Raw genomic sequence first — 25,079 nt, 5'->3', positions numbered from 1 at the left:
TCCCGCCTAGGGGCCCGTATGGAAACGCGGAAAGTTCAACGACTCGGTCCGTCGACGCTGGCGATGACGCTCCCGGCCGAGTGGGCGTCCGAACACGGCGTCGAGAAGGGCGACGAGGTCTCACTGCGAACCAGCGGTAAGGGCACGCTGACCGTGATGCCCGAGTCCGCGAGTTCGGAGGAGACGGAGGCGATCATCCACACCGACGATCTCGACGCCGACGCCGTCGAGCGTGCGATCGTCGCACAGTACGTCCTCGGCCGCCGCATCATTCGCATCGAGCGCGAGGACGGCGCGCTCGAGTCGGATCACATCAACGCGGTCTACCAGGCCGAGACCCAGCTGATGGGGCTGGGCGTCATCGAGGAAACCCCCGAGAGTATCTCGATCCGCTGTTCAGTCGACCCCGAGGACTTCACGCTCGACAACCTCCTCGAGCGCTTAGAGCGAACGGGACAGACGATGCGCGGCGAGGGGATCAAGGCGCTTGCCCACGGCAACACTGATCTGGCCCAGCGCGCGCTCAACCGGGAGCGCCAGGCCAACAAGATCTTCGTCCTCCTGCTGCGGCTGATCTTTACGGCCTACCAGAACCCCAACCTCGCGCGGGCGGTCGGCCTGAACACCGGCTTCCCCCTGATCGGCTACCGCTCGATCGCGAAGAACCTCGAGCTGACCGCCGACAACGGCGAGGACATCGCCGACATCGTCATCGAGACGGAGGGCCACACGTTGAACGTCGAGAGCGCCGTGATGCGCGAGATCCGGGAACTGAACGAGTTGGTCGACGAGATCACGACCAAGTCGGTCGAGGCGGCCGTCGAGCGCGACTACGACAAGTCCAACGAGGTCCGCGGGCTCTTCCACGAGATCTCCGCCCGCGAGGACGAGATCCTCACGGGGCTGCCGGAGATGGACAACGAGGATCTGCTTCGGGTGCGGGAGGTGCTGGTCAGCCTCGAGCAGACCGCCCAGTACGCCGCCCGAAACGGGGAAATCGCGGCCAACCTCGCGCTCAACGAGGAGTCCGAACACACGACGATCAAGTGACAGCCGCGCGAACGTGGCGAAGACGTTCGGTCGGTTCTCCCGCGAATCGGTGGCCGAGCGGCCGGCGTCCGTTCGACGCTCGATCCGTCAGGAATGGGTGAAGTTAAGGGACCCCACACGCAACCCCCGAGCATGGCTACGGAATCCGAAACGACGGACAAAGGCGTTGGACTGGCGCTCGCACTGGGTGCGCTCGCGGTGATCGGCGCGTTGCTGATGCTCGTCGGCGCACCGGAGATAACGGCGGCCTGGGGCTTCGCCGCGGCCGTTCTCTTTAGCTCGCTGGCGGTCGTCGGGATCCACCTCTTCTCCTACTGAGGCCGTCGGCAGCCCCGGCCACATGCCTCCGGTTTCGACCGCTCGCTGGGTATCGCGGGCCGTTGCCGTTAACAGTTAAGAGCGCTGCTCCCCTAGCGGGACGTACGGACGATGACGGACTACTCCGACGAAGAGCAACGGATCCTCTCGTATCTCCGCGAGAGCGCGGCCCGCGGCGAACAGTACTTCCGGGCGAAGAACATCGCGGACGCGATCGGACTCTCGTCGAAACAGGTCGGCGCTCGGCTCCCGCATCTCGCGGAGAAAGCCGACGAGGTCGACATCGAGAAGTGGGGTCGTGCCCGGTCGACGACCTGGCGAGTCACCACCAGTTGACCGACCACGCCGGACCGCGACGGCCGGGCCCGACTCGAGTCGACGCCGCCGATGGGTCCACGGCCTTTTTATCCAACAATCGCAGAGGTACGGGCATGACTGTACGTGTCGACCGGTCGTTCGACGTGCCCGCGTCGCCCGAGCGGGTCTGGGAGTTCATCGCCGACCCGTCGAACCGCGCCCGGGCGATCAGCGTCGTCGAGGAGTACGCCGTCGACGACGCGGACGGCCGACGCGTGACCTGGCAGGTGGCGCTGCCCATCCCGCTGGTTCGCAAGACGGTGACGGTCAACACCGAAGACGTCACCCGGCGACCGCCCGAGTACGTCAAATTCGTCGGCAAGTCGAAAGTGATGGACGTCACCGGGGAACACGAGATCGTCGAGACCGACGACGGGACACGCCTCGAGAACCACTTCGACGTCGACGGCAAGCTCCCCGGCGTCGAGAAGTTCTTCAAGCGCAACCTCGATTCCGAACTGCGGAACCTCCAGCGCGCGCTCGAGCGGGACCTGCAGACGACACAGTAACGGTGGTGGGGCCGCCACGCTCGAGGTATGAGCATCGAGACGGACGCCGACCACGACGGCGGTGAGTCCGGCGACTCGCTGTCGATCGCGCTCGCACAGATTCGCGTCGAGGCCGGCGAGGTCGAGGCCAACGTCGACCGTGCGCTGGCGGCGATCGCTCGCGCCGCCGACCGCGGCGCGGACCTCGTGGCCCTGCCGGAGCTGTTCAACGTGGGCTACTTCGCGTTCGATCTCTACGCGCGTAAGGCGGAGCCATTCGCGGGCGAGACGTTCGGTCGGCTCCGCGCGGCCGCGGCCGACCACGACGTCGCCGTCCTCGCGGGGACGATCGTCGAGGATCTCGCCGCGACCGATAGCGTCCCGACGCCGGCCGACGACGGGCTGGCGAACACCGCCGCCCTGTTCGATGCCGACGGCGACCTGCAACTGGTCTACCGGAAACACCACCTCTTCGGCTACGAGTCCGCGGAGTCGGAGCTGCTGGTTCCCGGCCAGCGCCTCGAGACGGCGACGATCGGCGGCCTGACCGTCGGCGTGACGACCTGTTACGACCTGCGGTTCCCGGAACTCTACCGGCGGCTGGTCGACGACGGCGTCGAGCTGGTGTTGGTCCCCAGCGCGTGGCCCTACCCCCGCATCGAACACTGGCAGACGCTCTCGCGGGCCCGCGCCATCGAGAACCAGGCCTACGTGGCGACGATCAACGGGGCCGGCGAGTTCGACGACGCGACCCTGCTGGGCCGCTCGAGCGTCTACGATCCCTGGGGCGTCGCGCTTTCCTCGAGCGGGGACGACCCGGCGCTGGTCACGGCCGAGATCGATCCGGCGACGGTCGCCGAGGTCCGCGAGGAGTTCCCCGCGTTGCGGGACCGACGGCTGTGACGGGGCTGGACCAGCGGCTGTAACGGGACCGGACGGACGGCCGTGACCGCGGGCCGGACACGGGTTCGCCGACCGCTGACTTTTTACTTTCCCACGCCATTTGTTTGGCTGCCGGCACAGACGCTTTTCACGTCTACCCGGCATTGCGCGTCGCTCCGGCCCGTCGCGCGCTCGGGTCCCGGGGCCCGAGCGTTACACCGCGCCCGCCTCCTCGTCCACCCTTTCGCCTCTCGCTTTCAGCCCGATCGCTTGAAGCAACGTCTCGAGGTCAAATATCGTACTCGCGAGAGGGCCGTGAATTATCGGAGTTGAATCGCCCGAGCGGAACGGAGCGTCCTGCTACCGTGGCTGCAGTGAGTAGCCACGCCCTCCCCAGCCGATTCGTTCGTTCCCTCCGGTCACTCACTCATCCCTCGCGCAGCGTCGTCGATCCGCCCTCACTGTCGTTCGGACGGATAAACAGCGCGCGCCACCGCGGGCGAACGGTCGGTTCGGAACGAGCGGCTGCGACCCGGTCGAGTCAGAACGGGAAGCCGCCGTAGCGCAGGTACACCATATCGAGGATGAGAAGCAACTGAAAGACTCCCTGGACGCCGCCGAGCATCGCGTTTTGCTTGCCGATCCCGGCGATGATCGACGGATCGGGATCGGCTGAGCGCATCTCGCGGTACATCCGGATCTCGCCGGGTAACAGGAAGCCAAAGCCCTGTACCGAGAGGACCGTGACGAGGACAAGCGCCACCGCGACGGTCGGTTCGGTCATCGCAAAGCCGTCGATCGTCAGCGCGACCCAAGCCAGCGAGCCGACCGTCGCGACGGCGAATGGAATCTGCCAGCGGCGGTCGTCCCAGGCGTCCAGTCGCCAGCCCAGCAGGAGCAGGATCGGGATCACGTTCACCGCGGTAAACAGCGCCAGCCACGCGTCGGCGTGGGGAAAGAGTCCGATCCGCTGGGCCAGCGTGATCCCGCCCGCGATGGTGACAAAGGCCAGCGACGGGAGCAGAAACGCCGTCTTCGGCGTGAGCCGCTGGAACACCGCCGAACTCTCCTCGTCGTCCAAGCCACCGATGACCGGGCCGAGGACCGTACCCATGAAGATGTCGATTCCCGTCCAGAGAACCCCCGCCATCACGTGAACGTAGGTGTGTTGCTGGACCGTCGCGACCGTCACCGCATAGCCCAAGGCGGCCAGCGGAATCAGTATCACCGCGACCGCGAAGGCCGGATTCGCTCGCTGTCCCATCCCCCTGATCGTGCCGCGAACCGTCGCCGTCGACATGTGCGGGAGAAGTCACTAATCCCCCATAAACGATGTTGCCGACGCAACGCTGTCCGAAAGGGCGACCGGCGCGTCGACGCGCGACTCGAGCGGGCCGTCGGACTACCGATCCCGCTCGACGGCTTCCCCGGGCCGCGTGGTCGCGCCGCCCTCGAGTTTCAGTCCGGGAGTCAGACTCGTGTTGATGCCGGTCTTGACGCCATCGCCGGCGACGACGCCGAACTTCCGACGGCCAGTCGAGACGCGCTCGCCCTTGACGGTGAACCGGATGTCGGCGTCGTCGTGTCGGAGATTGGCGACGTTCGTCCCCGCGCCGACGTTGACGTTTCGCCCGAGGACGCTGTCGCCGACGTAGGAGAGGTGGCTGACCGAGGTGCCCGGGGAAACGACGCTGTTTTTCACTTCGACCGCGTGGCCGATCTCGGCGTCCCGGCCGATCAGCGTCGCGCCGCGGACGTAGGCGTTGGGCCCCACTTCGGCACCCTCGCGGATCAGTGCCGGCCCCTCGATCACGACGCCGGGTTCGACGGTTGCGCCGTCCTCGACGACGACCGATCCGTCGAGGGTGGCGTCGTCGCTCACGTCGCCGTCGATTCGGCGCTCGAGGGTGGCGAGTTTCCACTCGTTGGCTTCGAGCAGTTCCCACGGGCGGCCGACGTCGAGCCACCGTTCGAGCGTGACCGGTGTCATGTCGAACTCCTCGATCACCCGCGCGACGACGTCGGTGATCTCGTGTTCGCCCCGCTCACTGGCGGGGACCTCGAGCCACTCCCGGGCTTCGGCTGGGAAGGCGTAGGCCCCGGCGTTGGCGAGGTTCGTCGGCGGTTCGTCGGGCTTCTCGATGATTCCGGTAACGGGGCCATCGGGGCCGCCTTCGGTACTCAGGACGCCGTAGTTGGACGGCTCCGCGACTTCGATCGCACAGATCGCAGGACAAGCGTCGAACAGCCGGTCGATCGCCGCCGGATCGTAGAGGTTGTCGCCGTTGAGAACGGCGAAGGGGCCCTCGAGGTGGTCACGAGCGGCGTTGACGGCGTCGGCGGTCCCGGCCTGTCGCTCCTGAACGGCGTAGGAGACGGGGACCCCGCGGTACTCGGGGCCGAAGTAGTCACGGACCGTCTCGGCCTCGTAGCCGATCACGAGGACGATCTCGTCGGCTCCGGCCTCGATCGCCGCGTCGACTGTGTGCGCCGCGAGCGGACGGTCAGCGACCGGTAGCATCGGCTTTGGCACCGATTCCGACAGCGGTCGCATTCGGGTTCCTTGGCCCGCCGCGAGAACGACTGCTTTCATGTCCGGCCCTTCCACGAATCCCCGGATAAGCGATTCGTTTCCGAGTAGGATCTGAAACGCAAGCCGGTCGTTGATAGGGTGGGGCGAAACGGGCTCAGTCCTCGGAGGTCGTGATATCGGCCGACAACCCCTGTGCCATCTCGATCTCGTCGGCGTTGTTCATCGTCCAGGCGGTGCGTTCGGTGACGGCTTCGATCGCCTCGCGGGCGCTCGGGTAGCCGTTGCCGGATTTCTTGACGCCGCCGAAGGGCAACTGGACCTCCGCGCCGATACACGGCAGGTTCGCGTACGCGAGTCCGATATCGGCGTGGTCGCGGAAGTAGTTGAGCTGGCGGTAGTCCTCCGAGATGATCGCCCCCGCCAGCCCGTAGGGCGTATCGTTGTGGATCTCGACTGCATCCTCGATCGTCCCCGAGTACTCGAGGAGGGCGACGTGGGGGCCGAAACACTCCTCGTTGAGACAGCGCAGATCGGACTCGTAGTCGATTTCGTAGACGAACGGGCCGACCCAGTGGCCGTCTTCGTGGTCGTCGGGGATCTCACTGTCCTCGAGTTCGAATCGATCGACCAGGACGTTCGCGCCCTCTTCGCGGGCCAACTCGTTGTGCCGGCGGATCTTCTCGACGTGGTCGGCCTCGATCGCCGGCCCCATGAACGTCGACTCCTCGAGCGGGTCACCGACCGCGATGTCCTGGGCGATGTCGACGAACCGCTCTTTGAACTCGTCGTAGACGTCCTCGTGGACGATCAGGCGCTCGCTCGAGACACAGCGCTGGCCGGTCGTCTTGAAGCTGGACATGACCGCGGAGTGGACCGCGGTGTCCATATCCGCGTTCTCCGTGACGACGATGCCGTTCTTGCCGCCCATCTCGCAGGCCGCGAGCTTGCCGGGTTCGCCGCCGACCGTGTCGGCGATCTCGTGGCCGACTTCGGCCGAGCCGGTAAAGAGGACGGTGTCGACGCGCTCGTCGTCGGTGATCGCCGCGCCGGCGTCGCCAAAGCCCTGGACCATGTTGAAGACGCCGTCGGGGATCCCCGCGTCCTCGAACATCTCGGCGATGATCTGGCCACACCACGGGGTCTGCTCGGCTGGTTTCCAGACGACGGTGTTGCCCTCGACCAGTGCGATGGCCATGTGCCAGAACGGGATCGCGACCGGGAAGTTCCACGGGGTGATACAGCCGACGATGCCCCGCGGTTTGCGGCGCATGTAGGAGTCCTTGCCCGCGACCTCCGACGGCACGACGTCGCCGTGGGGGTGGCGGGCGTTGCCCGCCGCCCACTCGACCATGTGCCAGGCCTCGGTGACGTCCGCCTTTCCTTCGGAAATCTCCTTGCCACACTCCTTGGTGACGATCTCCCCGAGTTCCTGATGGCGTTCGCGCAGCTCGTGGTAGATGTCCCAGAGGTACTCCGCCCGGTCGATGTAGGACAGCGCGCGCCACTCCTCGAAGGCCTCGTCGGCCGCTGCGAGCGCCCGATCGACCTCGGCCGCCGTGCCTCGCCGGAACGTCGCCAGCGTCTCGCCGGTCGCGGGGTTCTCGCTCGCGAAGGTATCGCCCGAGCCCTCCGTCCACTCGCCGCCGATGTAGTGGCCGTATACCTGTTCAGTGGCTTGCTGGCTCATACCACTGCCTACGACCGGCGCGGTCAAAATCCTGCTGGTCGTTCACATGTCACGAGTCGGTCGTGGGGATTTCGTATCCGAAAGGGAGGTAATTGGTCGACTCGAGACGGTCTCGGTCGACGGACAGTCGACTGCTCGAGACAGGCGAACCGCGGATGTCCTCCCTGATCATCCGGCATGCGGTGGCGCGCGCTGGCTACTGGCCGAGCGAGCGTTTCGAAAACGAACGGTGACCGGAGGGAACCGTGAGTACAGCGAGGCCAGTTGGCAACATCGTGCGAGGGATGAACGAGCGCCGCGAGGCGCGAGTGAATCGGTTGGGGAGGGCGTGGTCATCCCGTGGTGCCACGATAGCAGAACGCCTCGTTCCGGGCCGCCGACTCGAGTACGGCACTCGAAGACGGCGTCGTCTATCGGTCCTCTTTCTCGCCGCGCTCCTCGGTGACGGTCCGTTCCCCCTCCGGCGGCGCGTCCGCCATGTCCGGGTGGCGCTCCGCACCGGCCTCCGTCATCCCCTCGGCCGAGGGCTCGAGGCCCTCACCGGTCCGACCCTCCTCGCTCGCGGCCGGCTCGTCGGGCGTTCCGGACGGCGGCCCCATGGTCCGCTGTTCGTCGCTGTCGCCCCGCTCGGCGGTGCGTTCGTCGCGCTCGATGACCGGATCCATCCCGCCCGTCGACGGCTCGGCCGCCAACGACTGGCCGGCCTCGAGTCGGATCACGGTCCCGGTAATTTCGGTCACCGCGCTCGCGTCTAGCGGGACGATGTCCTCCTCGGACTCCCACTCGAGGATCGCCCGGAGCGTCTCCCGGGCGTCGTCGTTCACGTCGACGTAGGCCGTCTCGGGTTCGGTCAGCGTGACGGTTCCGAGGACATCGCCGCCAGCCGTTTCGACCCGCTTGCCGACGTCGTCGTCGGTAAACGTTTGCCCCATGGACGGCCCTAGCGCGATTCCCGAAAAACCCGTGGTGCCTGCAGCCGCCTGTGGTCGGGGCGTGACCGGTCCTCGCCCTCACACCCCGCCCAACTCGGCCGCCTTCTCGAGTTCGCTGCGCAGCGTCGTTGAGTCGAACTCGTGGTCGGGCCGGAGCCGCACGAAATCGAGGAACTCCCGTGCGGCGAGCAAGGTGTCGGGTCCGTAGGCCGTCGCAGCGGCGTCGACGGCCGCTCGAGGCCCGATCCGGGGTTCGAGGACCGCGAGCGCACAGGCCAGATCGTAGGCGGTCGTCTCGTCGACGCGGTCGTCGTGGACGCTGGTCGCGTCGATGAAGTAGAACTCGTCGTCACACAGCAGGATGTTCTCGGCCCGCAGGTCGCCGTGGGCAAGCCCGTGGTCGTGCAGCATCGCGAGCATGGCGAACAGCTCCGGCGCGCGTTCGGCGACGGCGTCGTCGGCCACGTCGTCGAGCGACCGGAACTCCGGGAGGTACTCGAGGACGAGGACGCCTAGTCCGTTGACCTCGAAGGCATCGATCGGCCGGGGGGCGTTGATACCGATCTCGCGCATCCGGAGGGTGGCCTCGTACTCGTGTTCGACCATCTCTCGAGGGGTGTCGAACCGATCGAAAAAGCCCTCGGTACCCGAGGAGAACGCGCCGACGTTCCGGCCGGTCGTCAACACCGCATGCACCAGGGCGTTCTGCCGGGAGACGATCTTGACGAACCACTCGTCGTCGATGACGCAGGGCGTCGAGAGCCAGTTGTCCGCCTCGAGGAACTCGACGCGGACCTCCTCGCGGTCGTAGCGATCCGCCAGCGTGCGGACGACACGCTCGATGCGGCTCCACTCGACGGTCCCTCGTGCGAGCCGGCGGATGTCCATACCGCCAGTCAGGAGCGGCGGCGTTAAATGCGTCCCGAAGTGTTATCGGTGGAAGGTGTCGCTGACGGCGGGGGACCAGGGGTTGGAACGCTAACACTATGAGTCGAGACGTTCTACTCGTAGCCAATGTATGCGCTCGACGACCTCAGCGACGCGATCGATGTCACCCGCGAGTTTCTGACGCCGATCCGTCCCTGGATGTGGCTCAAACTCGCCTTGCTGCTCTTTTTCATCGGCGGCGTCGGGTTCGGCAACCCCGTCTTTTCAGGCGGCGGTGGGGGAGTTAGCGACGAGGGGACGTCGGTCGATCCGGGCACCGTCGACGTCGGCGAGTTACTCCCGATACTCGTCGTCGTCACCGTCGCCGTCCTCCTCGTCGGACTCGCGTTCCTGCTGGTCGGATCGATATTCGAGTTCACGTTCCTCGAGTCGCTGCGCTCCGGCGAGGTACACGTCCGTCGGTACACGAAGCGCAACGTCGGACACGGCGTTCAACTGTTCGGGTTTCGGGTCGTCCTCGGGCTGATCGCGCTCGCAGTGATCGGGCTCCCGGTGGCCGCAGTTTTCCTCTCGGGGTCGGACGCCGTTTCGCTGGCGATGATCGGTATCGTGATCCTCGTTGCGATCCCCGTGGTGCTGGCCTATGCGGTCATCAGTCGGCTCACGACGGTCTTTATCGCCCCGACGATGCTGCAGGAGGATCTCGGTGTCGTCGCCGCCTGGAAGCGGTTCTGGCCGACGCTGTCGGGCAACTGGGCGGAGTATATCGTCTACCTCCTGCTGGTCTGGCTCCTGCAGCTGGTCTTCGCCTTTGCGATCGGTATCGCGCTGTTCATCCTGGCGATTCCGATCGTGATCGTCCTGTTCGTTCTCCTGTTCATCCCGTTTCTGAACCTGCTCGTCCTGCTGGTCGCGATTCCGCTGCTCGTGGTACTCGTCCTGTTGGTCCAGGTGCCGGTCGTCGTCTACCTGCGCTACTACGCCCTGCTCTTGCTCGGTGATACCGACGCGGACCTCGATCTGATCCCCGACCGCCGGGACGCGGTTCGCGGCGGCCCGGGCACCGGCGGCTCCTGGGAGACGCCCGACTCTCGAGCCGAGGACGATCGCCGGGACGACCGCGACGACCTCGGGACCGACGACATGTGGGGCGACGACTCGGAATCGTTCGACAGCCGCTGGAACGAACCGGATTCCGACGACTCGAGCGGCTGGGGGGACCGCGACGAGTCGGACAGCGGGGTCGGCGGAGGCGACTCCGACGATGACGGCGGCGGCTGGGGCGACTCGAGCGGGTCGGACGATGATGACGACGATCGGGACGATCGAAGCGGCTGGTAGGAGTGACTCTCTCGGCCGCCCCCTGCGGGCGGCGGTGCGTTTATTCCCGCCCTCGGCAAGTATTGCGTATGGCCGCCGATCTGCCCGACGAACACCGGATGATTCGGGAGACCGTCAGGGACTTCTGCGAGGCCGAGATCGAGCCGATCGCTCAGGAGATCGAGGACGACCATCGGTTCCCGGCCGAGGTCTTCGACCAGTTGGCCGCCCTCGATATGATGGGGGTGCCGATCGACGAGGACTACGGTGGACTCGGCGGCGATACCCTGATGTATACGCTGGTCGCGGAGGAACTGGGCCGGGTCTCCGGGGCCGTCGGCCTCTCCTACGTCGCGCACACGTCGCTGGCCTCGAAACCCATCGAACGGTTCGGGACCGAGGCCCAGAAGGAGCGTTGGCTGCGGCCGCTGGCCGAGGGCGAGACCATCGGCGGCTGGGCGCTGACCGAACCCGAGAGCGGCTCGGATGCCTCGGACATGAACACCCGGGCCCGGAAAGAGGGCGACGAGTGGGTACTGAACGGGACCAAGCAGTTCATCACGAACGCCTCCGAGGCCGGATCGATCCTCGTCAAGGCCGTCACCGATCCCGACGCGGGCTACGACGGCATCTCGACGTTCATCGTCGCCCCCGACGCGGACGACGGCTTCGAGGTGACGACCGTTTGGGAGAAGCTGGGTCTCAACGCCTCGCCGACCTGCGAGATCGCGTTCGACGACGTTCGCCTCCCCGCGGATCGCCTGCTCGGCGCGGAAGGCGACGGGTGGGACCAGACCAAGCAGACCTTGGACGGCGGCCGCATCTCGATCGCCGCGCTCTCGACCGGGCTCGCGCAGGGGGCCTACGAACACGCGAAGACCTACAGTCAGGAGCGCGAGCAGTTCGGCCAGCCGATCTGCGAGTTCGACGCGGTCCGGGACACGATCGTCGACATGCACCGCAAGACGGAGCGGTCGCGGCTCCTGACCCGACAGGCCGCCCGGACGTACGACCGGGACGACCCCGTCACCAGGGAGTCGGCCCTCGCGAAACTCGAGGCCAGCGAGGCCGCCCGCGAGGTCGCCGAGGACGCCGTCCAGGTCCTCGGGGGCTACGGTTACACGACCGACTTCGCCCCCCAGCGGTTCTACCGCGACGCGAAACTGATGGAGATCGGAGAGGGGACCAGCGAGATTCAGCACCTGGTGATCGGCCGCGAACTCGGCCTGTCGGGCCCACAGTGACCGTCGCCTCGAGCCGCGGGTCGCCGTCCGGACCGAGGTAAAAGCCGGTCGGGCCCACAGTGACCGTCGCCTCGAGCCGCGGGTCGCCGTCCGGACCGAGGTAAAAGCCGGTCGGTCAGCCGAGGATGCCGTCGTCGCTGTCGTTGTCGTCGCTCGTCGAGCCGTTTTCGGCGTCCGAATCGGAGTCGGCGCCGCCGCTCGAGGCGCCCTCGTCGACGTCGGTGGTCACGGCCTCGGTGAGCGTCGCCACGTTCGGCGCTTCCCGCCCCTGGAGGGGCTCGGGATAGACTCCGATCGTCACGAGCAGGTCGTCGTCGGCCTCGACGGCCTCGGTGATGTGGACGTCGACCGCGACGTCTCGGCCGTCGAACTCCGCGTCCGCGCTGTACCGCGACTTGGTCGTCGACTCCCCGAGGATCGTGACGGTGGCGTCCTCGTCGTGAGAGACGTTATCGATGCCGTCGTAGTTGCTCCTGACGAGGTCGATGAGTTCCTCGGTCGACATCTCCTCGACGGGGTTGAGTTCCTGCCCGAGGATGCTGACCTGCGGGGTCGTCAACACGTTGAAGACGGCCGCGCGGCGCTCGCCGAGCCCCTGAATCCCGACCCGCTTTTCGTGTTTGGTCATGTAGTTCGTGACCGTGACGGTTTCGTTCGTGGGGCCGACGTCCCGCTCGATCCCGAGGGGTTCGATGGCCGTCTGTTCGTAGCCGGTCTCCGCGCGGGCCTCGCTCGTGACGCCCGCGGGCGACGATTCGTGTTCGTCCATGCCGAGTAAGCCCAGACAGCCCGACAGGCCGGCCAGTCCCGCCGCACCGAGTCCCGCGATGACGGTTCGTCGATTCATTTCCCTGCAAATGGCGGTCCAGGTGGTAAGTGTTTACTGAAATCCTAACAGTGTGTCACTCGAAAAATGGGTGTCGTCCGAATCGCTCCGGCTACGGCAAGCGACCGTCGGTCAGGGCCAGGTCCCGGCTTCCTCGAAGGCGTCGGCGACCCGCTGGACCGCGACGACGTAGGCCGCGGTCCGGGGGTTCTCGAGGTCGTGTTCCTCGTAGGCCTCGATCAAGGCGTCGAAGGCGTCGACGATGACGCCCTCGAGTTCCTCGTTGACCCGCTGCTCGGACCAGTAGAAGCGCTGGCGGTTTTGTACCCACTCGAAGTAGGAGACGGTGACCCCGCCCGCGTTCGCGAGGATGTCCGGAATCACGAAGACGTCTTTCTCTTCGAGGACCTCGTCGGCCGCGGGCGTCAGCGGCCCGTTTGCGGCTTCCGAGATGACGTCGGCCTCGACGTCTTCCGCGAGGTCGGCGTCGACCGCGTTTTCCAGTGCCGCGGGGATCAGCAGGTCGACATCGAGGGTGAGGACGTCCTCGTTGGTGATCTCCTCCTCGCTTCCCTCGAAGCCGACGACGCTGCCCGTCTCGTTCTTGTGATCCTTGGCCGCGACCGGATCGAAGCCGTCGGGGTTGTAGATCCCGCCGCTCGAGTCGCTGGCGGCGACGACGGTCGCGCCCATCTCGTCGATCAGTCGGGCGGCGATCCAGCCGGCGTTCCCGTAGCCCTGGACGGCCACGGTCGCGCCCTCGAGGTCCTTGTCGAGGTAGTCGAAGGCCTCGCGGGCGGCGATGACCGTCGAGCGGCCGGTCGCGTCGACGCGGCCCTCACTGCCGCCCGAATCCAGCGCCTTCCCGGTCACGACGCCCGGCTCCGACGTGTTCTCGAGGGTCTCGTAGGTGTCTTTGATCCAGTTCATCTCCCGCTGGCCCGTGTTCACGTCGGGCGCGGGCACGTCGCGGTCCTCGCCGACCATGGGCCGGAGTTCCTTCGCGAACGAGCGAGTGAGCCGCTCGAGTTCGCTCTCGGAGTAGTCGTTCGGATCGATGATGATGCCGCCCTTCCCGCCGCCGAGGGGGATGTCGACGATCGCGGTCTTGTAGGTCATCCAGCCCGACAGGGCCTTGACCTCGTCGCGGGAGACGCCCGGGTGGTAGCGGATGCCGCCCTTGTAGGGCCCGCGGTCGCCGTTGAACTGCGAGCGGAAGGCCTTGAAGCGCTCCAGGTCTCCGTCGTCGCGTTCGATCGTGAGGTTCGTCTCGAGGACTCGCTCGGGGTGTTTGAGTCGCTCGATCACGTCGTCGCCGACGTCGAGATACGCCGCCGCGTCGTCGATCTGTGATTGCAAGCTTTCGAACGGGTTGGTCCCTTCGCTCATACGCGAGGGGTTTCGGGGACCAAGGGATAAGCGTAGCGAATATCTATCATGGAAAGAGATGCACGTTCTCCAAGGCTGACCTAAGTACCCTATATACTGACCGTTCAGTCGATTTCGCCGGTTGCTCCGGCCGGGTCACGACGCCTTCGACGCGGGTCCAGTTGGGGGGCGACCGCGCCCTCGAGGTCGACTTGCAGCACCAAATCGCAACAATCGCACACGATCGCCTCCGCACTCGAGCGGATGGGCGATCGGTCAGTTCTCTACCGCCCGTTTCGGGGCCCGGTCTCGAGCGCGGGCCGATAACCCGGTGGCACACCCCTCGTTCAGAGTGAAAAGCCGGGCGGTGTCGCCGGGCGTTCGGAATCATCCCGGCGATCGACGGATCACGATCGATGGGGTAGTCACACCCCTCGTTCAGAGTGAAACGGGATCGTGAGGGGATGACCGGATTCACTCTGAACGGCGGGGGATCCGATCGAACGCGATCGGACGGTTTGCGATTCGTAGTACCGGACCCACACCCCCCATTCAGAGTGAATACCGAGTGAGCGGTACCTGGTTGTGACCGACGGAATCGACCCGCGGGGGACACAAGCGATTGTTACGATTTGGTACTGTAAGATGTTGCAATATCTTCTGCTACCGTAATATATAATACTATTTCTAGATGGAGGAGAGGGAGAGGAGACGTTCCGGAAAGCTGCATCCGTCGCACTCTCGACGTTCCACGCGAACTCGGTGTACACTCCGGTTGGCGACTACGGCTTATCGACTGCTTTCAGTCTGAACGGGGTGTGGGCCTGTTCCCGACGGGCGTTCACAGTTCAGTCTGCACCCGGCAGCGAGTACGGATACTCCGAAACGGCCTTCAATAGACAGTAACAGTTCTATCTCTGTTCACTATCAGTCTGAACGGGCTTCCACAGGTTTATAATGTCCGTCTCCAGATCTGAACTATGGCCGAGCAGACCGGTGGGGACCCGCTCTTCGAATCTCATGATCCCATCTTCGATCGGAAGGAACTCCTCCACGTCGGTCACGTTCCCGACGAGGACCGCATCGTCGGGCGCGACGACGAGATCCAGTCCGTCGCCGCCGAAGTCGGTGCGATCACGCGTGGTGATCCGCCGAACAACGTGATGATATACGGCAAAACGGGGACCGGAAAGAGTCTGATCTCACGACACGTCTCGACGCGGGCCCAGGACGCCGCCCGCGGCAACGACATCGATTGTGCCGTTCTCTACGTCGACTGCTCCGAAGCGAACACCGAAACCCGTGCGACCCGACAGCTGGCACTCAGTCTGAAAGACCAGACCGACTACCAGCAGAACATCCCGCTTCGCGGCGTCGGAACGATGGAGTACTACCAGCACATCTGGGGGATTCTCGAGGACTGTTTCGACGCCGTCATCGTCATCTTGGACGAGATCGACAAACTGGACAACAGCAACATTCTGATGCAGCTCTCGCGCGCTCGAGAGGCCCGAAAGACCGACGCCTACATCGGCGTGATCGGGATCAGCAACAAGGTCCAGTACCGGGAGACCCTCGACGAGCGGATCGACAGCAGCTTCGGCCACCGGGAGCTGTTCTTCCATCCGTACGACGCCTCCCAGCTCCGCGAGATCATGCGCAATCGCGAGGACGCATTCCAGCCCGACGTCCTCGAGGACGGAACGATCGAACTCTGTGCCGCCCTCGCGGCGAAGAAACACGGCGACGCACGAAAAGCGATCGAGATCCTCAAGGAAGCCGGGGAACTCGCCCGCCGCACCGACAGCGAGACGGTTTCGGAGACCCACATTCAGCAGGCTCAGGAGGTCGCCGAGATCAACCGCATCGAAGAACTCACGAGCGGCGCGACCGTTCACGCGAAACTCGCCCTCTATGCGCTCGCCAGTTGTATCATCACGGGCGATCGGGAGACGTACAAGACCCGGGAGGTGTACGAGCGCTACGTCGGCATCTGTGAGCTGGTCGCGACCGACCCGATCACCGAAAACGGCCTCTATCGCCAACTCAAAGAGCAGGCGTTTCTCGGCGTCATCGAATCCGAGAAGACCGGTGGCGGTCGGTCACAGGGGAGTTACCTCTTGCACCGGCTCGTGACCGACCCGAAACACATCGTCAAGGCGGTCCGTCGCGACGCCTCGCTCGAGGACCTGCCGACGTACGACCGACTTCGGGAGACGGGGCCGTCGACCGGGAACCGCGACGCCGATCTCGAGTCCTTTTCCTGATCCGTCGAACTACCACCACCTCGAACACGCGTTTCACTCTGAACGAGGGGTGTGGGACCATCCCCCGGTCCCGCGCTAGACCGCTTTCACGGTCTCGCGCCGGCGTCGCGATCGCCGATCGACGACGCAGCCACAGTCGACACAGACGAGCAGTCGCTCGTCGCCGGCTGTCACGGTCTCCCAGTCGCCGGTAACCGGACTCTCGTGGCCACAGTCCGGACAGAAGAGAACGGTCTTCCGCGCTTCGGGTGGCGGTTCGAAATCGTCGTGGGACGTGTCAGTTGACATGGTCGCTCGTAGGGATTCGACCGACATAGGGGTTGTGTGGCACGAACGACCGTGACGGATCGACTCACCATTGGTTGGCAGCCCCGCGTACTAAGCGATTCGTCATGGTCGGTCACCGCATGTCAATCGAAAGCACGAACCCGGCGACGGGCGACGTGGTCGACAGCTTCGAGGCGACCTCCGACGAGGAACGCGAGACCCGACTCGAGCGCGCGACCGAGACCTTCGCGGAGTGGTCGGAGACGCTGATCGAGACCCGACAGCGGCTGCTCGCCCGGGCGGCCGACGTCCTTCGGGAGAACACCGACGAGTACGCCGAACTGATGACCGAAGAGATGGGGAAGCCGATCGGGCAGGCCCGCGACGAGGTCGCGAAATGCGCGTGGGTCTGTGACTACTACGCCCAGAACGCGGCACAACACCTCCAGGACGAGGTGATCGCCGGCGACGAGAGCGCCCGCACCGTCGTTGCCTACCAGCCGCTGGGGCCGGTACTGGCGATCATGCCCTGGAACTTCCCCTTCTGGCAGGTCTTTCGCTTTGCCGCGCCGAACCTCGCAGCGGGCAACGTCGGCCTGCTGAAACACGCCTCGAACGTCCCCGGCTGCGCCCGGGCCATCGAGGACGTCTTCGACCAAGCGGGGTTTCCCGACGGCGCCTTCACGTCGCTGCTGATCGACTCGAGCGAGATCGACGCGGTCATCGAGGACGACCGGATCCGAGCCGTCACCATCACCGGCAGCGACGCCGCGGGTCGGGCGGTCGCCGAAACCGCCGGCAGCCAGCTCAAGAAGTCGGTCCTCGAGTTGGGCGGGAGCGACCCCTTCGTCGTCCTCGAGGACGCCCCCATGGACGAGACGGTCGAGACGGCGGTCCAGGCGCGACTCATCAACAACGGCCAGTCCTGCATCGCGGCCAAGCGGTTCGTCGTGGTCGACGACGTCTACGACGAGTTCGTCGACCGCTTTATCGACGAGATGGCGGCCCAGACGGTCGGCGATCCGATGGACGAGGCCACCGACCTCGGGCCGCAGGCCCGCCCGGACCTCATGGAGGAACTCCACGAGCAGGTCGCGGAGACGGTCGAGCAAGGCGGCGAACTCGAGTTGGGCGGCGAGCCGATGGACCGCGACGGCGCGTACTACCCGCCGACGGTAATCACGGACGTCCCCGAGAACACCCCCGCCGACCGGGAGGAACTGTTCGGCCCCGTCGCTTCCGTGTTCCGGGTCCCCGACGAGGACGCCGCCATCGAAAAGGCAAACGACACCCGCTTCGGTCTCGGTGCGAGCGTCTGGACCGAGGATCTCGAGCGCGGCGAGCGGGTCGCCCGGCAGTTCGAGTCCGGGCTCGCCTTCGTCAACGAACTCGTCAAATCCGATCCTCGATTGCCCTTCGGTGGCGTGAAGGACTCGGGCTACGGCCGGGAACTCGCCGAACACGGGATCACGGAGTTCGTCAACACGAAGACGATCTGGATCCAGCAGGACGCCGGCGACGAGGCCGATAGGGTCGAGTGATCGGCCGCTGCCGGTCACTCGATGTCGACCGACCACTCGCCGTCGGATTTGATTTCGACGTAGCCGACGCCGTCGAACTCGAACTCGGTCGGGTTCTCGATACTGTCCTCGTGAAACACGAACTGGGTGGCCTCCCGCGTCGTCGAGAGGATGGTGACGTTGATCTCCGTTCCGTCGTAGTCGCCGGAGGGCTGGTGCGATCCGTCGAACTCGAACGGACCGTGGACTTCGTTTCCGGTTCCCTCGAGGGACACGGGCATGGAATCCCCGGAGGTCTCACGCGGCTCGCGGACGGTCACCGTCCAATCGCCGCCGGCGACGACGCTGAGTTGGTAGGTCCCGCCCTCCATATGCCACGCGGTCTGTCCGTCGTACTCGCCCGACGAATCGGCGAACAGCGTCCCAGTTGACTCCGTCTCGCTTGTGTCTTCCGTGTCGTCCTCACTACCGTCGTCTTCCTCGGGAATCAACCGAACTTGGAACTCGCCGTCGCCCTCGTGGGTAGCGTCGACGACGGTGAGCCCGCCCTCGACACTGACGTCCTCGAGCGCCTCCGATCCGGTCCCGGAGAACTCCCGTTCGTCCGATTCGTCGGCGGAACCGTCTTGGTCGTCAGTGTCGCCATCCGTATCGTCGTTCTCGTCATCGCCCTCGGCCGCCTCGTTCGAACAGCCGGCAAGCGGAACTGCGACGCCGCTCAGTGCAACCAATCGTACGACTTGTCTCCGCTTCATTCGAGCCCGTTGGTACGGTGAAACGCCGTTTAGGAAATGGGGGGCATTGCAGAATCTGAAACCGGAACCGCCGGATTGTCTCCCTTCCTCGAGTCGTTCGACGACACCGCCACTGGTCCCGCCCGTCTTCGGCCGCTCACACGACCGTCGAGATCGTATAGACGTTGAGAACTGCAGCGGCCAGCCACGGCACCGCGAGCCCCGCGGGCACGATCGGCCGATACGCCCGCTCGAGGAGAGGCCGGCAGGCCAGCGCGACGCCGACCGCGAACGCCTTCAGCCCGAGCATGCCGACGACGCCGTAGCTCTCGATCGCGCCGCGGGCCGCAGGGTTGGACTCGGCCAACCCGAGGTTGAGCCCGACGAAGGTCGTGACGACGTCGGCGACCAGCGAGAGCGCGACCAGCCCCCAGAGCAGCCGCTCGAGGTCGACGGGCGTCACATCGCCCGGCAGCCACTGGCCTGGGGTCGCGCGCTCGGAACTCATAGACTCCCGGCCGGAATCGAACCGACCGCTGCCGTCGGGAGCAAGAACCCGTACCAGTACGCGGGGTATTGTTATGGCAGGCGTAGGGGGATCGCCGTCGCTGGTAATCGCTTACAATCGACGGCAAACGGTTCGGGCGGCAGCCGCGACGATTTCGGGGTTGTAACCGGGTCGTACTTCGAAGGCGGGGTCAGCTATGCGTCGAAACCACATGATACTGGATCTCCTGCCGGCCGAATACTGTCGTTACCGTCGTCTCCATGTCGGACGGTCACACGAACTGATCACGGACTGGATGAGACAGTAGAGGGGGAGAGGGGTCGCGCCGACGGATCGCCACTGATCGTGTGGCGGTCGTCGCGAGGGGAGACGGATCGACTATGGCGCGGCCCGCTCGAGAGTGCGTTCTGTCTCCGTGGTCACCAGCACGGAGACATCATACACTGTCGGGTCCGATGATACGAACGCTCGCGTTCAGTAGTCCACGCGTTACGTGGGAGTCCGCGTTATATGGGTGTCCGAGAGGCCGCGATCGACTGGCGGGCAGCACCACGGCCGCTGCCGACCGACGATCCGGCCGCGAGAAAGACGTTCGACGGCAATTGCAGGCAGCACGGCTTTCCGTCGAATGGCCGTTCGTTTCGACGGTTAGCGATCCGTTCCAATAGTGTGGAGCGGGGTAGATAGCGATATGTCGGAGGTACACACCGAACGTTCGGGACAACGGAGAGCGACGCTTCGCGACCGGATCGGGCGGGGACTGGACCGACGCGAGTTCCTGCGGACGGTCGCCGGCGGTGGCTACGCCCTCGGGATGGCCCACTGGATCGGCGTCGACGACTTCCTCGCCGCCGGCGACGGCGAGGTCCCCGTCGTCACTGCCCTCGTCAGGGACGACCCGGCCGACCCGTGGTCGATCCGGGAGCGAACGGAACGCGTCCCTGCAGCGTGGTACGCCGCCGTCGAGAAGGCGCTCGAAATCAATGATCTCCTGTCCCGGGTCGGGTTCACCGGCTACCTCGGGAGTGCCGTCGTCCCCGGTGACTTCGATAGCGGGACCGCAACCGTCTCCGTCGGCGTCTCGAGCGAGGGGCATTCCGTGAACGAACTGCTCGGCGAACTCGCCGAGGGCGTCGAGATCGACGTGGAGACGTTCATCGATGTCGACGACATCGGGGACGACTCCGAGGCGAGCGAACCCCGGCTTGGCTACCCCGGTACGGACGGTCGCGTCCCCAGCGGCGTCGCCTGCGAGACGCCGACGAGTCTGGCGACGCTCGGTCCGGCGCTGTATCACCCCGACGGGGAACGGCGGTTCTTCGTGACGGCCGATCATGCCTTCGACGGGATCGAGGGGTCGACCGAGGAATCCCTCTCGCTGCCCGTCGGGGGCGACGACGCGGCCGAACTAGGGACCGTCGCGCACCACCACCCGGTCGCCGACGTCGCGACCGTCGAACCGACCGGCGGCATCGAACCGACGAACAGGATCGACGCCCCCTCGAGCCCGCGGGTGCGGGGCCAGTTCACCAAGTTCGGCCTCGCGACGCTCGTCGCACGCGACGCCGAACTCGAGAAGGTCGGTGCGATGACCGGTCACACGGTGGGAAAGATACAGGGAATCGACGCCGTGACCTGTTTCACGGACGACTTCTGCCGGCGCGGCCAACTCCGCTGGGGCGGCGAGATGGACCTCACGGACGGCGATAGCGGCTCCGTGAGCTACCACCGCGATCCCGAGGGCGGGCCCGACGACGTCCTCATCGCCGGCTTCAACAACGCCCGGACCTGGTGGCCCGGCCAGAGCTACGTCTGGGGCGTGGGGGCCTATCGACTGACCGAAACACATGGCTATCACTTCTGAGCGACGACCGACGGGGGCCACGAGGATCGTATCGACGACCGACGGGGGCCACGAGGATCGAACCGACGATCGACCGGAGCCACGAGGACCGAACCGCGATGCGTAACGATACCAGTCGGTCCGAGGAGGGCGCGACCGGACCTGTTAGAACGGCCGTCCGGACGATCGGCCGCGTCGTCGGGGATCTGATCGCCATCTCCCTGTGGGTCCTGTTTCTCACCCTGGCGTTCCTCGCGACCGGCTGGCCCCGCTGGGCGTTCTACGCGCTGTTGCTCGTCGGTGTTGGCGTCTACGTCGCCGTAACGGCCGCCTGGATCGACTGACGATACCAAAAAATGGATCGGCGGGCTACGCGAGGGCCGCCTCGAGGCGCTCGATCAGCTCGTCGTTGCCGACGTGGACCGGCGTGCGATCGTGGAGGGCGTCGGGCTCGACGGCGAGTAGCGAGCGGTCCCCGTTCGAGGAGCGCCCGCCGGCCCGTTCGACGACGTAGCCGATCGGGTTCCCCTCGAACTGCAGGCGGAGTTTGCCCTCGGGCCGGGACTCGAGGCCGGGGTAGCCGAAGGTGCCGCCGTATGTCAGTACCTGATTGACGTCGCCGATCAACGCGCCGCCGTAGCGGAGTTTGAGTTCGGCCTCGATCTCGCGGGCGTACTCGCGGAAGTCCGCGGGCCAGTCGGGGACACGGCCGCCGAAGCCGTAGACGACCGGCTCGTCGGGGAGGGTCACGTCGTCGTCGACGACGTTCCGCTCGCCCCCGGAGAGTTCGTACTCGGCGACGGTCTCCTCGGTGGCGATCACCATCGTCGTGATCGGGCCGTAGAGGACGAAGCCGGCTGCGACGAGCGTCTCACCGCGGGCGGGCAGTGCGGCGTCGTAGACGCCGAAGATCGTCCCCATGGTGTTGTTGGACTTGAGGTTCGAGGAGCCGTCGAGCGGGTCCACTGCGACGGCGTAGGCGTCGCCGTCGGCCGGATCCACACCGCAGTCGACGATTTCGGCGCGCTCCTCGCTGGCGTACTGACCGACGCCGTCGATCCCGGTGAGGCGCTCGCCGAGCAACTCGTCGGCCCAGACATCCGCCTCGGCCTGGGTCTCGCCGCTTGGGTTTTCCTCGTCGACGGTCCCGCGGCGGCCGATCAGTCCCTGCCGTATCTCGGTCGCCGAGCGACTGATCGTCGCGACGATGTCCTCGACGACCGGGTCCGAGACCGTCATCTATTCGGTGGCCTCGAGCGCGGCGTCGGCCGTCGCCTCCTCGTAGATGACCTTCTCGAGGGCGTCCAGCAGCCGCGTCGGGTCCTCGCGCTGCCAGACGTTTCGACCGACGGCCAGCCCCTTCGCGCCGGCGTCGATGACCGCCTCGACCTGCGAGAGGAACTCGTAGTCGGAGGTCTTGGACCCGCCCGACATGATGACCTTCATGTCGCCGGCACAGTCGACGGCGTGGGCCATCGCGTCCGGGCTCCCGGGGTACTTGACCTTCGCGATGTCGGCACCCAGCTCGAGGGCCAGCCGCGTCGCGTAGGAGATCGTCGAGGGCTTGGTGTCGTTTTTCAGCCCCTGGCCGCGCGGGTAGGACCACATGACCATGGGGAGGTCGTACTCGCGGCCCTTCTCTTGGGCGTCGCGGAACTCCTCGACCATCTCGATCTCGTGGTTCGAGCCGCCGTAGACGGTAAATCCGAGGGCGTCGGCGCCCAGTTCGGCGGCGTAGTCGACCGAGCAGTTGACCGCCGAGTCGGGCTCGCCCATCCAGAGGTTCGAGGTGCCGTTTAGCTTCAGCAGCAGGTTGACGTCGTCCTCGTAGCTGGGATAGTAGCCCTCGGCGATCCCCTTCTGGACCGCCATCGCGGAGACGGCGTCGTGGGTCGCCGTCTCGAAGACCGTCGACGGGTCGAGCTTCTCGGGAACCTCCTCGAAGTCGACGGGGCCGTGTTCTAAACCGTGGTCCATCGCCAGAATCAGTGACTTGCCGTCGCGTACGATCGGGGAATCGTCGATCGGAATCATCTGTTAGACGGTCCAACAGTGCGCTATAAATCTCTGATGGTCCTGATTGTCGAAATTGAGTATACGTGTAGTAATCGCACTCTCTCGAGCCGTGCGACGTGACGGCGATCCGACTCATCGAGTACTCGAAACGGGATCGAAATCAGCTATCGGGAGCCGACTGCCAACGCGGCGTCGGCTCGAGCGACGAGTGCTAGCGACAGCGTCACCGTGCTATCGCCGTCGTCACTCGAGCAATTCGCGGGCGTTGTGTCGCCACGTACGGACGTGCAGGACGTTCAGATCGAGCGCCGTGGCGACGGTCATCGCGCTGATCGTCGCCAGCCGCTCGGCCGACTGGATCCCGGCCTCGGCCAGCCGATCGGCGTCGTCCGGGCCGACCCCGGTGACCGCCGTCACCGGCGTCGGCTTCGGATACGGCCGCTGTGAGGGGCGCTCACGACCGATCGAGACGGCCGCCTCGTCGTACTCGAAGGCCTGCCAGTCCTCGTCGTCGCTGACCGCGATCCACTCGCGTTCGGCCGCGCCGAGCCCGCGGACCTCGCTCGAGCGCCGTTGGAGATCGCCGTCGGACTCGAACGACCACGGCAGCGAGAAGCGCCTCCGGAGGGCGGCCGCGACGTCCTCGTCGACCCCGTCCTCGAGCAACAGTCGATAGGAGTACTCCTTGTCGACGACTGCCTCGGGGTCGATGCCGGCGGCCGCGAGCGCCTCGCGTTCGGTCGGTTCGATCGCCGCGTCCCGCTCCGAACCCGCGGGGGCTTCGTCGTCGGTGTCCACGGTCGCGGCGTCGGTCGCCGCGAGCAGTTCGTCCTCGTCGAAGGCGAGTTCGACGGGGTCCGAACCGTCGTCGGCGACATCGGCGGTGTCGTCGCCGACGTCGACGGTGATCCCGATGTCGACGACGGTCGTGTTTCCGTCCTCCCCATCGCTCGCCGGGCCGGCTCCCGTCTCCGCGTCGCTGACGACTTCTTCCTTGCTCACGCGATTCACCGGTCGTGCGTAGCTCACACTGTCTCGTCTTGAAAGTTACCCTCGCGCGCCGACACGACTCCAGCCGACCAGCACGCTTACGGCCGCGACGACGGAAGGGAGCGTATGGTTCGCGAGCAGCTCGACCGGATCGGCGTCGTCGGCGCGGGGACGATGGGCAGCGGCATCGCACAGGTCGCCGCCACGAACGGCTACGAGGTCGTCATGCGCGACATCGAATCGCAGTACGTCGAGAACGGCTTCGACACCATCGACGACAGTCTCAGCCGCCTCGAGAGCCGGGGTGCCCTCGAGGAAGCGCCGGCGACGATCCGCGACCGGATCGAGGGGACCACGCTCCTCGACGATCTCGGCGACTGCGATCTGGTCGTCGAGGCCGCCCTCGAGGAACTCGCGGTCAAGCGGGAGGTCTTCGCCGACTTAGAGCGGGTGTGTGCCGACGACGTAGTGCTGGCGACGAACACGAGTACGCTCTCGATCACCTCGATCGCCAGCGACCTCGAGTGCCCGGAGCGCGTGATCGGGCTGCACTTCATGAACCCGGTGCCGATCATGGAGGGCGTCGAAGTCGTCGTCGGCGAGAAGACGACCGACACAGTGACCGAACTGGCCCACGACCTCGCCGCGGACCTCGGGAAGACGACCTGGGAGGCCGACGACAAGCCCGGCTTCGTCACCAACCGGATCCTGATGCCCTGGATCAACGAGGGGATCCGCGCCTACGACGAGGGCGTCGCCTCCAAAGACGACATCGATACGGGAATGGAACTCGGGACCAACGTGCCGATGGGACCGCTGACGCTGGCCGATCACATCGGGCTCGACGTCTGTCTCCACGCCTCCGAGACGCTTCACGAGGAGTTAGGTGATCGGTACAAGCCAGCTTACCTCCTCAAGCGGAAGGTCGAGGCCGGCGACCTCGGTAAGAAGACGGGGCAGGGGTTCTACGAGTACGAATAGCCGCGCCGGTCGTTTCAGCTTGGCATAATTTATTTGGTGCCGACATGCGTCTTCGAAGAC

Annotated in this window: 25 protein-coding genes; 12 read left to right on the top strand and 13 right to left on the bottom strand. The window is 66.0% G+C overall.

Translation table 11 applies throughout. The features are described from left to right. Positions 1–18 precede the first annotated feature (18 nt). The 5 genes from ACSBP4_RS13210 (at position 19) to ACSBP4_RS13190 (ending at position 3,116) form a co-directional block, all read left to right on the top strand. Complete coding sequence (locus ACSBP4_RS13210) at positions 19–1,050, top strand: phosphate signaling complex PhoU family protein (protein WP_006649272.1); 1,032 nt, start codon at positions 19–21, stop codon at positions 1,048–1,050. A gap of 132 nt (positions 1,051–1,182) precedes the next feature. Beyond that, positions 1,183–1,368 carry a DUF7525 family protein gene (locus tag ACSBP4_RS13205; protein WP_006182063.1) on the top strand — a complete coding sequence of 62 codons (186 nt, stop codon included), beginning with the start codon at positions 1,183–1,185 and terminating at the stop codon, positions 1,366–1,368. Between the two features lie 111 nt (positions 1,369–1,479). Then, positions 1,480–1,704, top strand: a complete 225-nt coding sequence (locus ACSBP4_RS13200; protein WP_006182062.1) for a DUF7123 family protein — start codon at positions 1,480–1,482, stop codon at positions 1,702–1,704. Between the two features lie 95 nt (positions 1,705–1,799). Further along, positions 1,800–2,234: an SRPBCC family protein gene (locus ACSBP4_RS13195; protein WP_006182061.1), complete on the top strand. Its 435-nt coding sequence runs from the start codon at positions 1,800–1,802 to the stop codon at positions 2,232–2,234. A 27-nt stretch (positions 2,235–2,261) separates the two neighbouring features. After that, complete coding sequence (locus ACSBP4_RS13190) at positions 2,262–3,116, top strand: nitrilase-related carbon-nitrogen hydrolase (protein ID WP_435552478.1); 855 nt, start codon at positions 2,262–2,264, stop codon at positions 3,114–3,116. A 520-nt stretch (positions 3,117–3,636) separates the two neighbouring features. Here the strand turns inward: ACSBP4_RS13190 and ACSBP4_RS13185 are convergent. From ACSBP4_RS13185 to ACSBP4_RS13165, 5 genes are all read right to left on the bottom strand, one after another. Next, a complete protein-coding gene (locus ACSBP4_RS13185; RefSeq protein WP_435552516.1) occupies positions 3,637–4,359 on the bottom strand; it encodes a hypothetical protein in 723 nt (240 codons plus the stop codon). 138 nt (positions 4,360–4,497) lie between these two features. Next, a complete protein-coding gene (glmU, locus tag ACSBP4_RS13180; RefSeq protein ID WP_435552477.1) occupies positions 4,498–5,688 on the bottom strand; it encodes a bifunctional sugar-1-phosphate nucleotidylyltransferase/acetyltransferase in 1,191 nt (396 codons plus the stop codon). Between the two features lie 94 nt (positions 5,689–5,782). Continuing rightward, positions 5,783–7,315 (bottom strand): aldehyde dehydrogenase family protein, encoded by a 1,533-nt coding sequence (locus ACSBP4_RS13175; RefSeq protein WP_435552476.1) that lies wholly within the window; start codon positions 7,313–7,315, stop codon positions 5,783–5,785. A 410-nt stretch (positions 7,316–7,725) separates the two neighbouring features. Continuing rightward, positions 7,726–8,247 (bottom strand): hypothetical protein, encoded by a 522-nt coding sequence (locus ACSBP4_RS13170; protein WP_435552475.1) that lies wholly within the window; start codon positions 8,245–8,247, stop codon positions 7,726–7,728. 78 nt (positions 8,248–8,325) lie between these two features. Next, positions 8,326–9,135, bottom strand: a complete 810-nt coding sequence (locus tag ACSBP4_RS13165; RefSeq protein WP_049964701.1) for an RIO1 family regulatory kinase/ATPase domain-containing protein — start codon at positions 9,133–9,135, stop codon at positions 8,326–8,328. A 126-nt stretch (positions 9,136–9,261) separates the two neighbouring features. Here ACSBP4_RS13165 and ACSBP4_RS13160 point away from each other — a divergent pair, with 126 nt between their 5' ends. Further along, the gene (locus tag ACSBP4_RS13160; protein WP_435552474.1) at positions 9,262–10,476 is read left to right on the top strand and encodes a DUF7544 domain-containing protein; all 1,215 of its coding nucleotides are present in this window, start codon (positions 9,262–9,264) and stop codon (positions 10,474–10,476) included. Between the two features lie 68 nt (positions 10,477–10,544). Then, complete coding sequence (locus tag ACSBP4_RS13155) at positions 10,545–11,699, top strand: acyl-CoA dehydrogenase family protein (protein ID WP_435552473.1); 1,155 nt, start codon at positions 10,545–10,547, stop codon at positions 11,697–11,699. Between the two features lie 115 nt (positions 11,700–11,814). Here the strand turns inward: ACSBP4_RS13155 and ACSBP4_RS13150 are convergent, their stop codons facing one another. Then, a complete protein-coding gene (locus ACSBP4_RS13150) occupies positions 11,815–12,546 on the bottom strand; it encodes a DUF6517 family protein (RefSeq protein ID WP_049964698.1) in 732 nt (243 codons plus the stop codon). A gap of 111 nt (positions 12,547–12,657) precedes the next feature. Then, on the bottom strand, positions 12,658–13,914 hold the full coding sequence (locus ACSBP4_RS13145; RefSeq protein WP_435552472.1) for a Glu/Leu/Phe/Val family dehydrogenase: 1,257 nt from the start codon (positions 13,912–13,914) through the stop codon (positions 12,658–12,660). A 959-nt stretch (positions 13,915–14,873) separates the two neighbouring features. On the opposite strand from ACSBP4_RS13145, the gene ACSBP4_RS13140 reads away from it, so the two are divergent. Beyond that, positions 14,874–16,160 carry a Cdc6/Cdc18 family protein gene (locus ACSBP4_RS13140; RefSeq protein WP_006649260.1) on the top strand — a complete coding sequence of 429 codons (1,287 nt, stop codon included), beginning with the start codon at positions 14,874–14,876 and terminating at the stop codon, positions 16,158–16,160. 75 nt (positions 16,161–16,235) lie between these two features. On the opposite strand, the gene ACSBP4_RS13135 is transcribed toward ACSBP4_RS13140, so the two are convergent. Further along, positions 16,236–16,448, bottom strand: a complete 213-nt coding sequence (locus tag ACSBP4_RS13135; RefSeq protein WP_006649259.1) for a hypothetical protein — start codon at positions 16,446–16,448, stop codon at positions 16,236–16,238. A 119-nt stretch (positions 16,449–16,567) separates the two neighbouring features. Between ACSBP4_RS13135 and ACSBP4_RS13130 the strand changes: the two genes are divergently transcribed. Then, the gene (locus ACSBP4_RS13130) at positions 16,568–17,968 is read left to right on the top strand and encodes an NAD-dependent succinate-semialdehyde dehydrogenase (protein ID WP_435552471.1); all 1,401 of its coding nucleotides are present in this window, start codon (positions 16,568–16,570) and stop codon (positions 17,966–17,968) included. Positions 17,969–17,982: 14 nt separating this feature from the next. Here ACSBP4_RS13130 and ACSBP4_RS13125 read toward each other — a convergent pair whose 3' ends face one another. Both ACSBP4_RS13125 and ACSBP4_RS13120 read right to left on the bottom strand, forming a co-directional pair. Then, positions 17,983–18,678: a hypothetical protein gene (locus tag ACSBP4_RS13125; protein ID WP_435552470.1), complete on the bottom strand. Its 696-nt coding sequence runs from the start codon at positions 18,676–18,678 to the stop codon at positions 17,983–17,985. A 160-nt stretch (positions 18,679–18,838) separates the two neighbouring features. Then, a complete protein-coding gene (locus ACSBP4_RS13120; protein ID WP_435552469.1) occupies positions 18,839–19,189 on the bottom strand; it encodes a DUF5658 family protein in 351 nt (116 codons plus the stop codon). A 691-nt stretch (positions 19,190–19,880) separates the two neighbouring features. On the opposite strand from ACSBP4_RS13120, the gene ACSBP4_RS13115 reads away from it, so the two are divergent. Together ACSBP4_RS13115 and ACSBP4_RS13110 are read left to right on the top strand one after the other, a co-directional pair. After that, on the top strand, positions 19,881–21,053 hold the full coding sequence (locus ACSBP4_RS13115) for a hypothetical protein (RefSeq protein ID WP_435552468.1): 1,173 nt from the start codon (positions 19,881–19,883) through the stop codon (positions 21,051–21,053). Between the two features lie 98 nt (positions 21,054–21,151). After that, positions 21,152–21,376 (top strand): hypothetical protein, encoded by a 225-nt coding sequence (locus ACSBP4_RS13110; protein WP_006649254.1) that lies wholly within the window; start codon positions 21,152–21,154, stop codon positions 21,374–21,376. A gap of 25 nt (positions 21,377–21,401) precedes the next feature. On the opposite strand, the gene ACSBP4_RS13105 is transcribed toward ACSBP4_RS13110, so the two are convergent. The 3 genes from ACSBP4_RS13105 to ACSBP4_RS13095 all read right to left on the bottom strand — a co-directional run bounded on the left by ACSBP4_RS13105 (position 21,402) and on the right by ACSBP4_RS13095 (position 24,050). Further along, positions 21,402–22,271 (bottom strand): class 1 fructose-bisphosphatase, encoded by an 870-nt coding sequence (locus ACSBP4_RS13105; RefSeq protein WP_435552467.1) that lies wholly within the window; start codon positions 22,269–22,271, stop codon positions 21,402–21,404. Continuing rightward, positions 22,272–23,066, bottom strand: a complete 795-nt coding sequence (locus ACSBP4_RS13100) for a class I fructose-bisphosphate aldolase (protein WP_435552466.1) — start codon at positions 23,064–23,066, stop codon at positions 22,272–22,274. It lies immediately after the preceding gene. A 225-nt stretch (positions 23,067–23,291) separates the two neighbouring features. Continuing rightward, entirely contained in the window at positions 23,292–24,050 is a 759-nt protein-coding gene (locus ACSBP4_RS13095) for a DUF7409 domain-containing protein (RefSeq protein WP_435552515.1), read from the bottom strand. A 114-nt stretch (positions 24,051–24,164) separates the two neighbouring features. Here ACSBP4_RS13095 and ACSBP4_RS13090 point away from each other — a divergent pair, with 114 nt between their 5' ends. Further along, on the top strand, positions 24,165–25,019 hold the full coding sequence (locus ACSBP4_RS13090) for a 3-hydroxyacyl-CoA dehydrogenase family protein (RefSeq protein ID WP_049964690.1): 855 nt from the start codon (positions 24,165–24,167) through the stop codon (positions 25,017–25,019). Positions 25,020–25,079: the final 60 nt, after the last annotated feature.

Source organism: Natrinema sp. CGMCC1.2065 (genome assembly GCF_051225675.1).
Classification (GTDB): domain Archaea; phylum Halobacteriota; class Halobacteria; order Halobacteriales; family Natrialbaceae; genus Natrinema; species Natrinema thermotolerans.
This window is presented reverse-complemented; position numbering and strand designations above follow the sequence as displayed.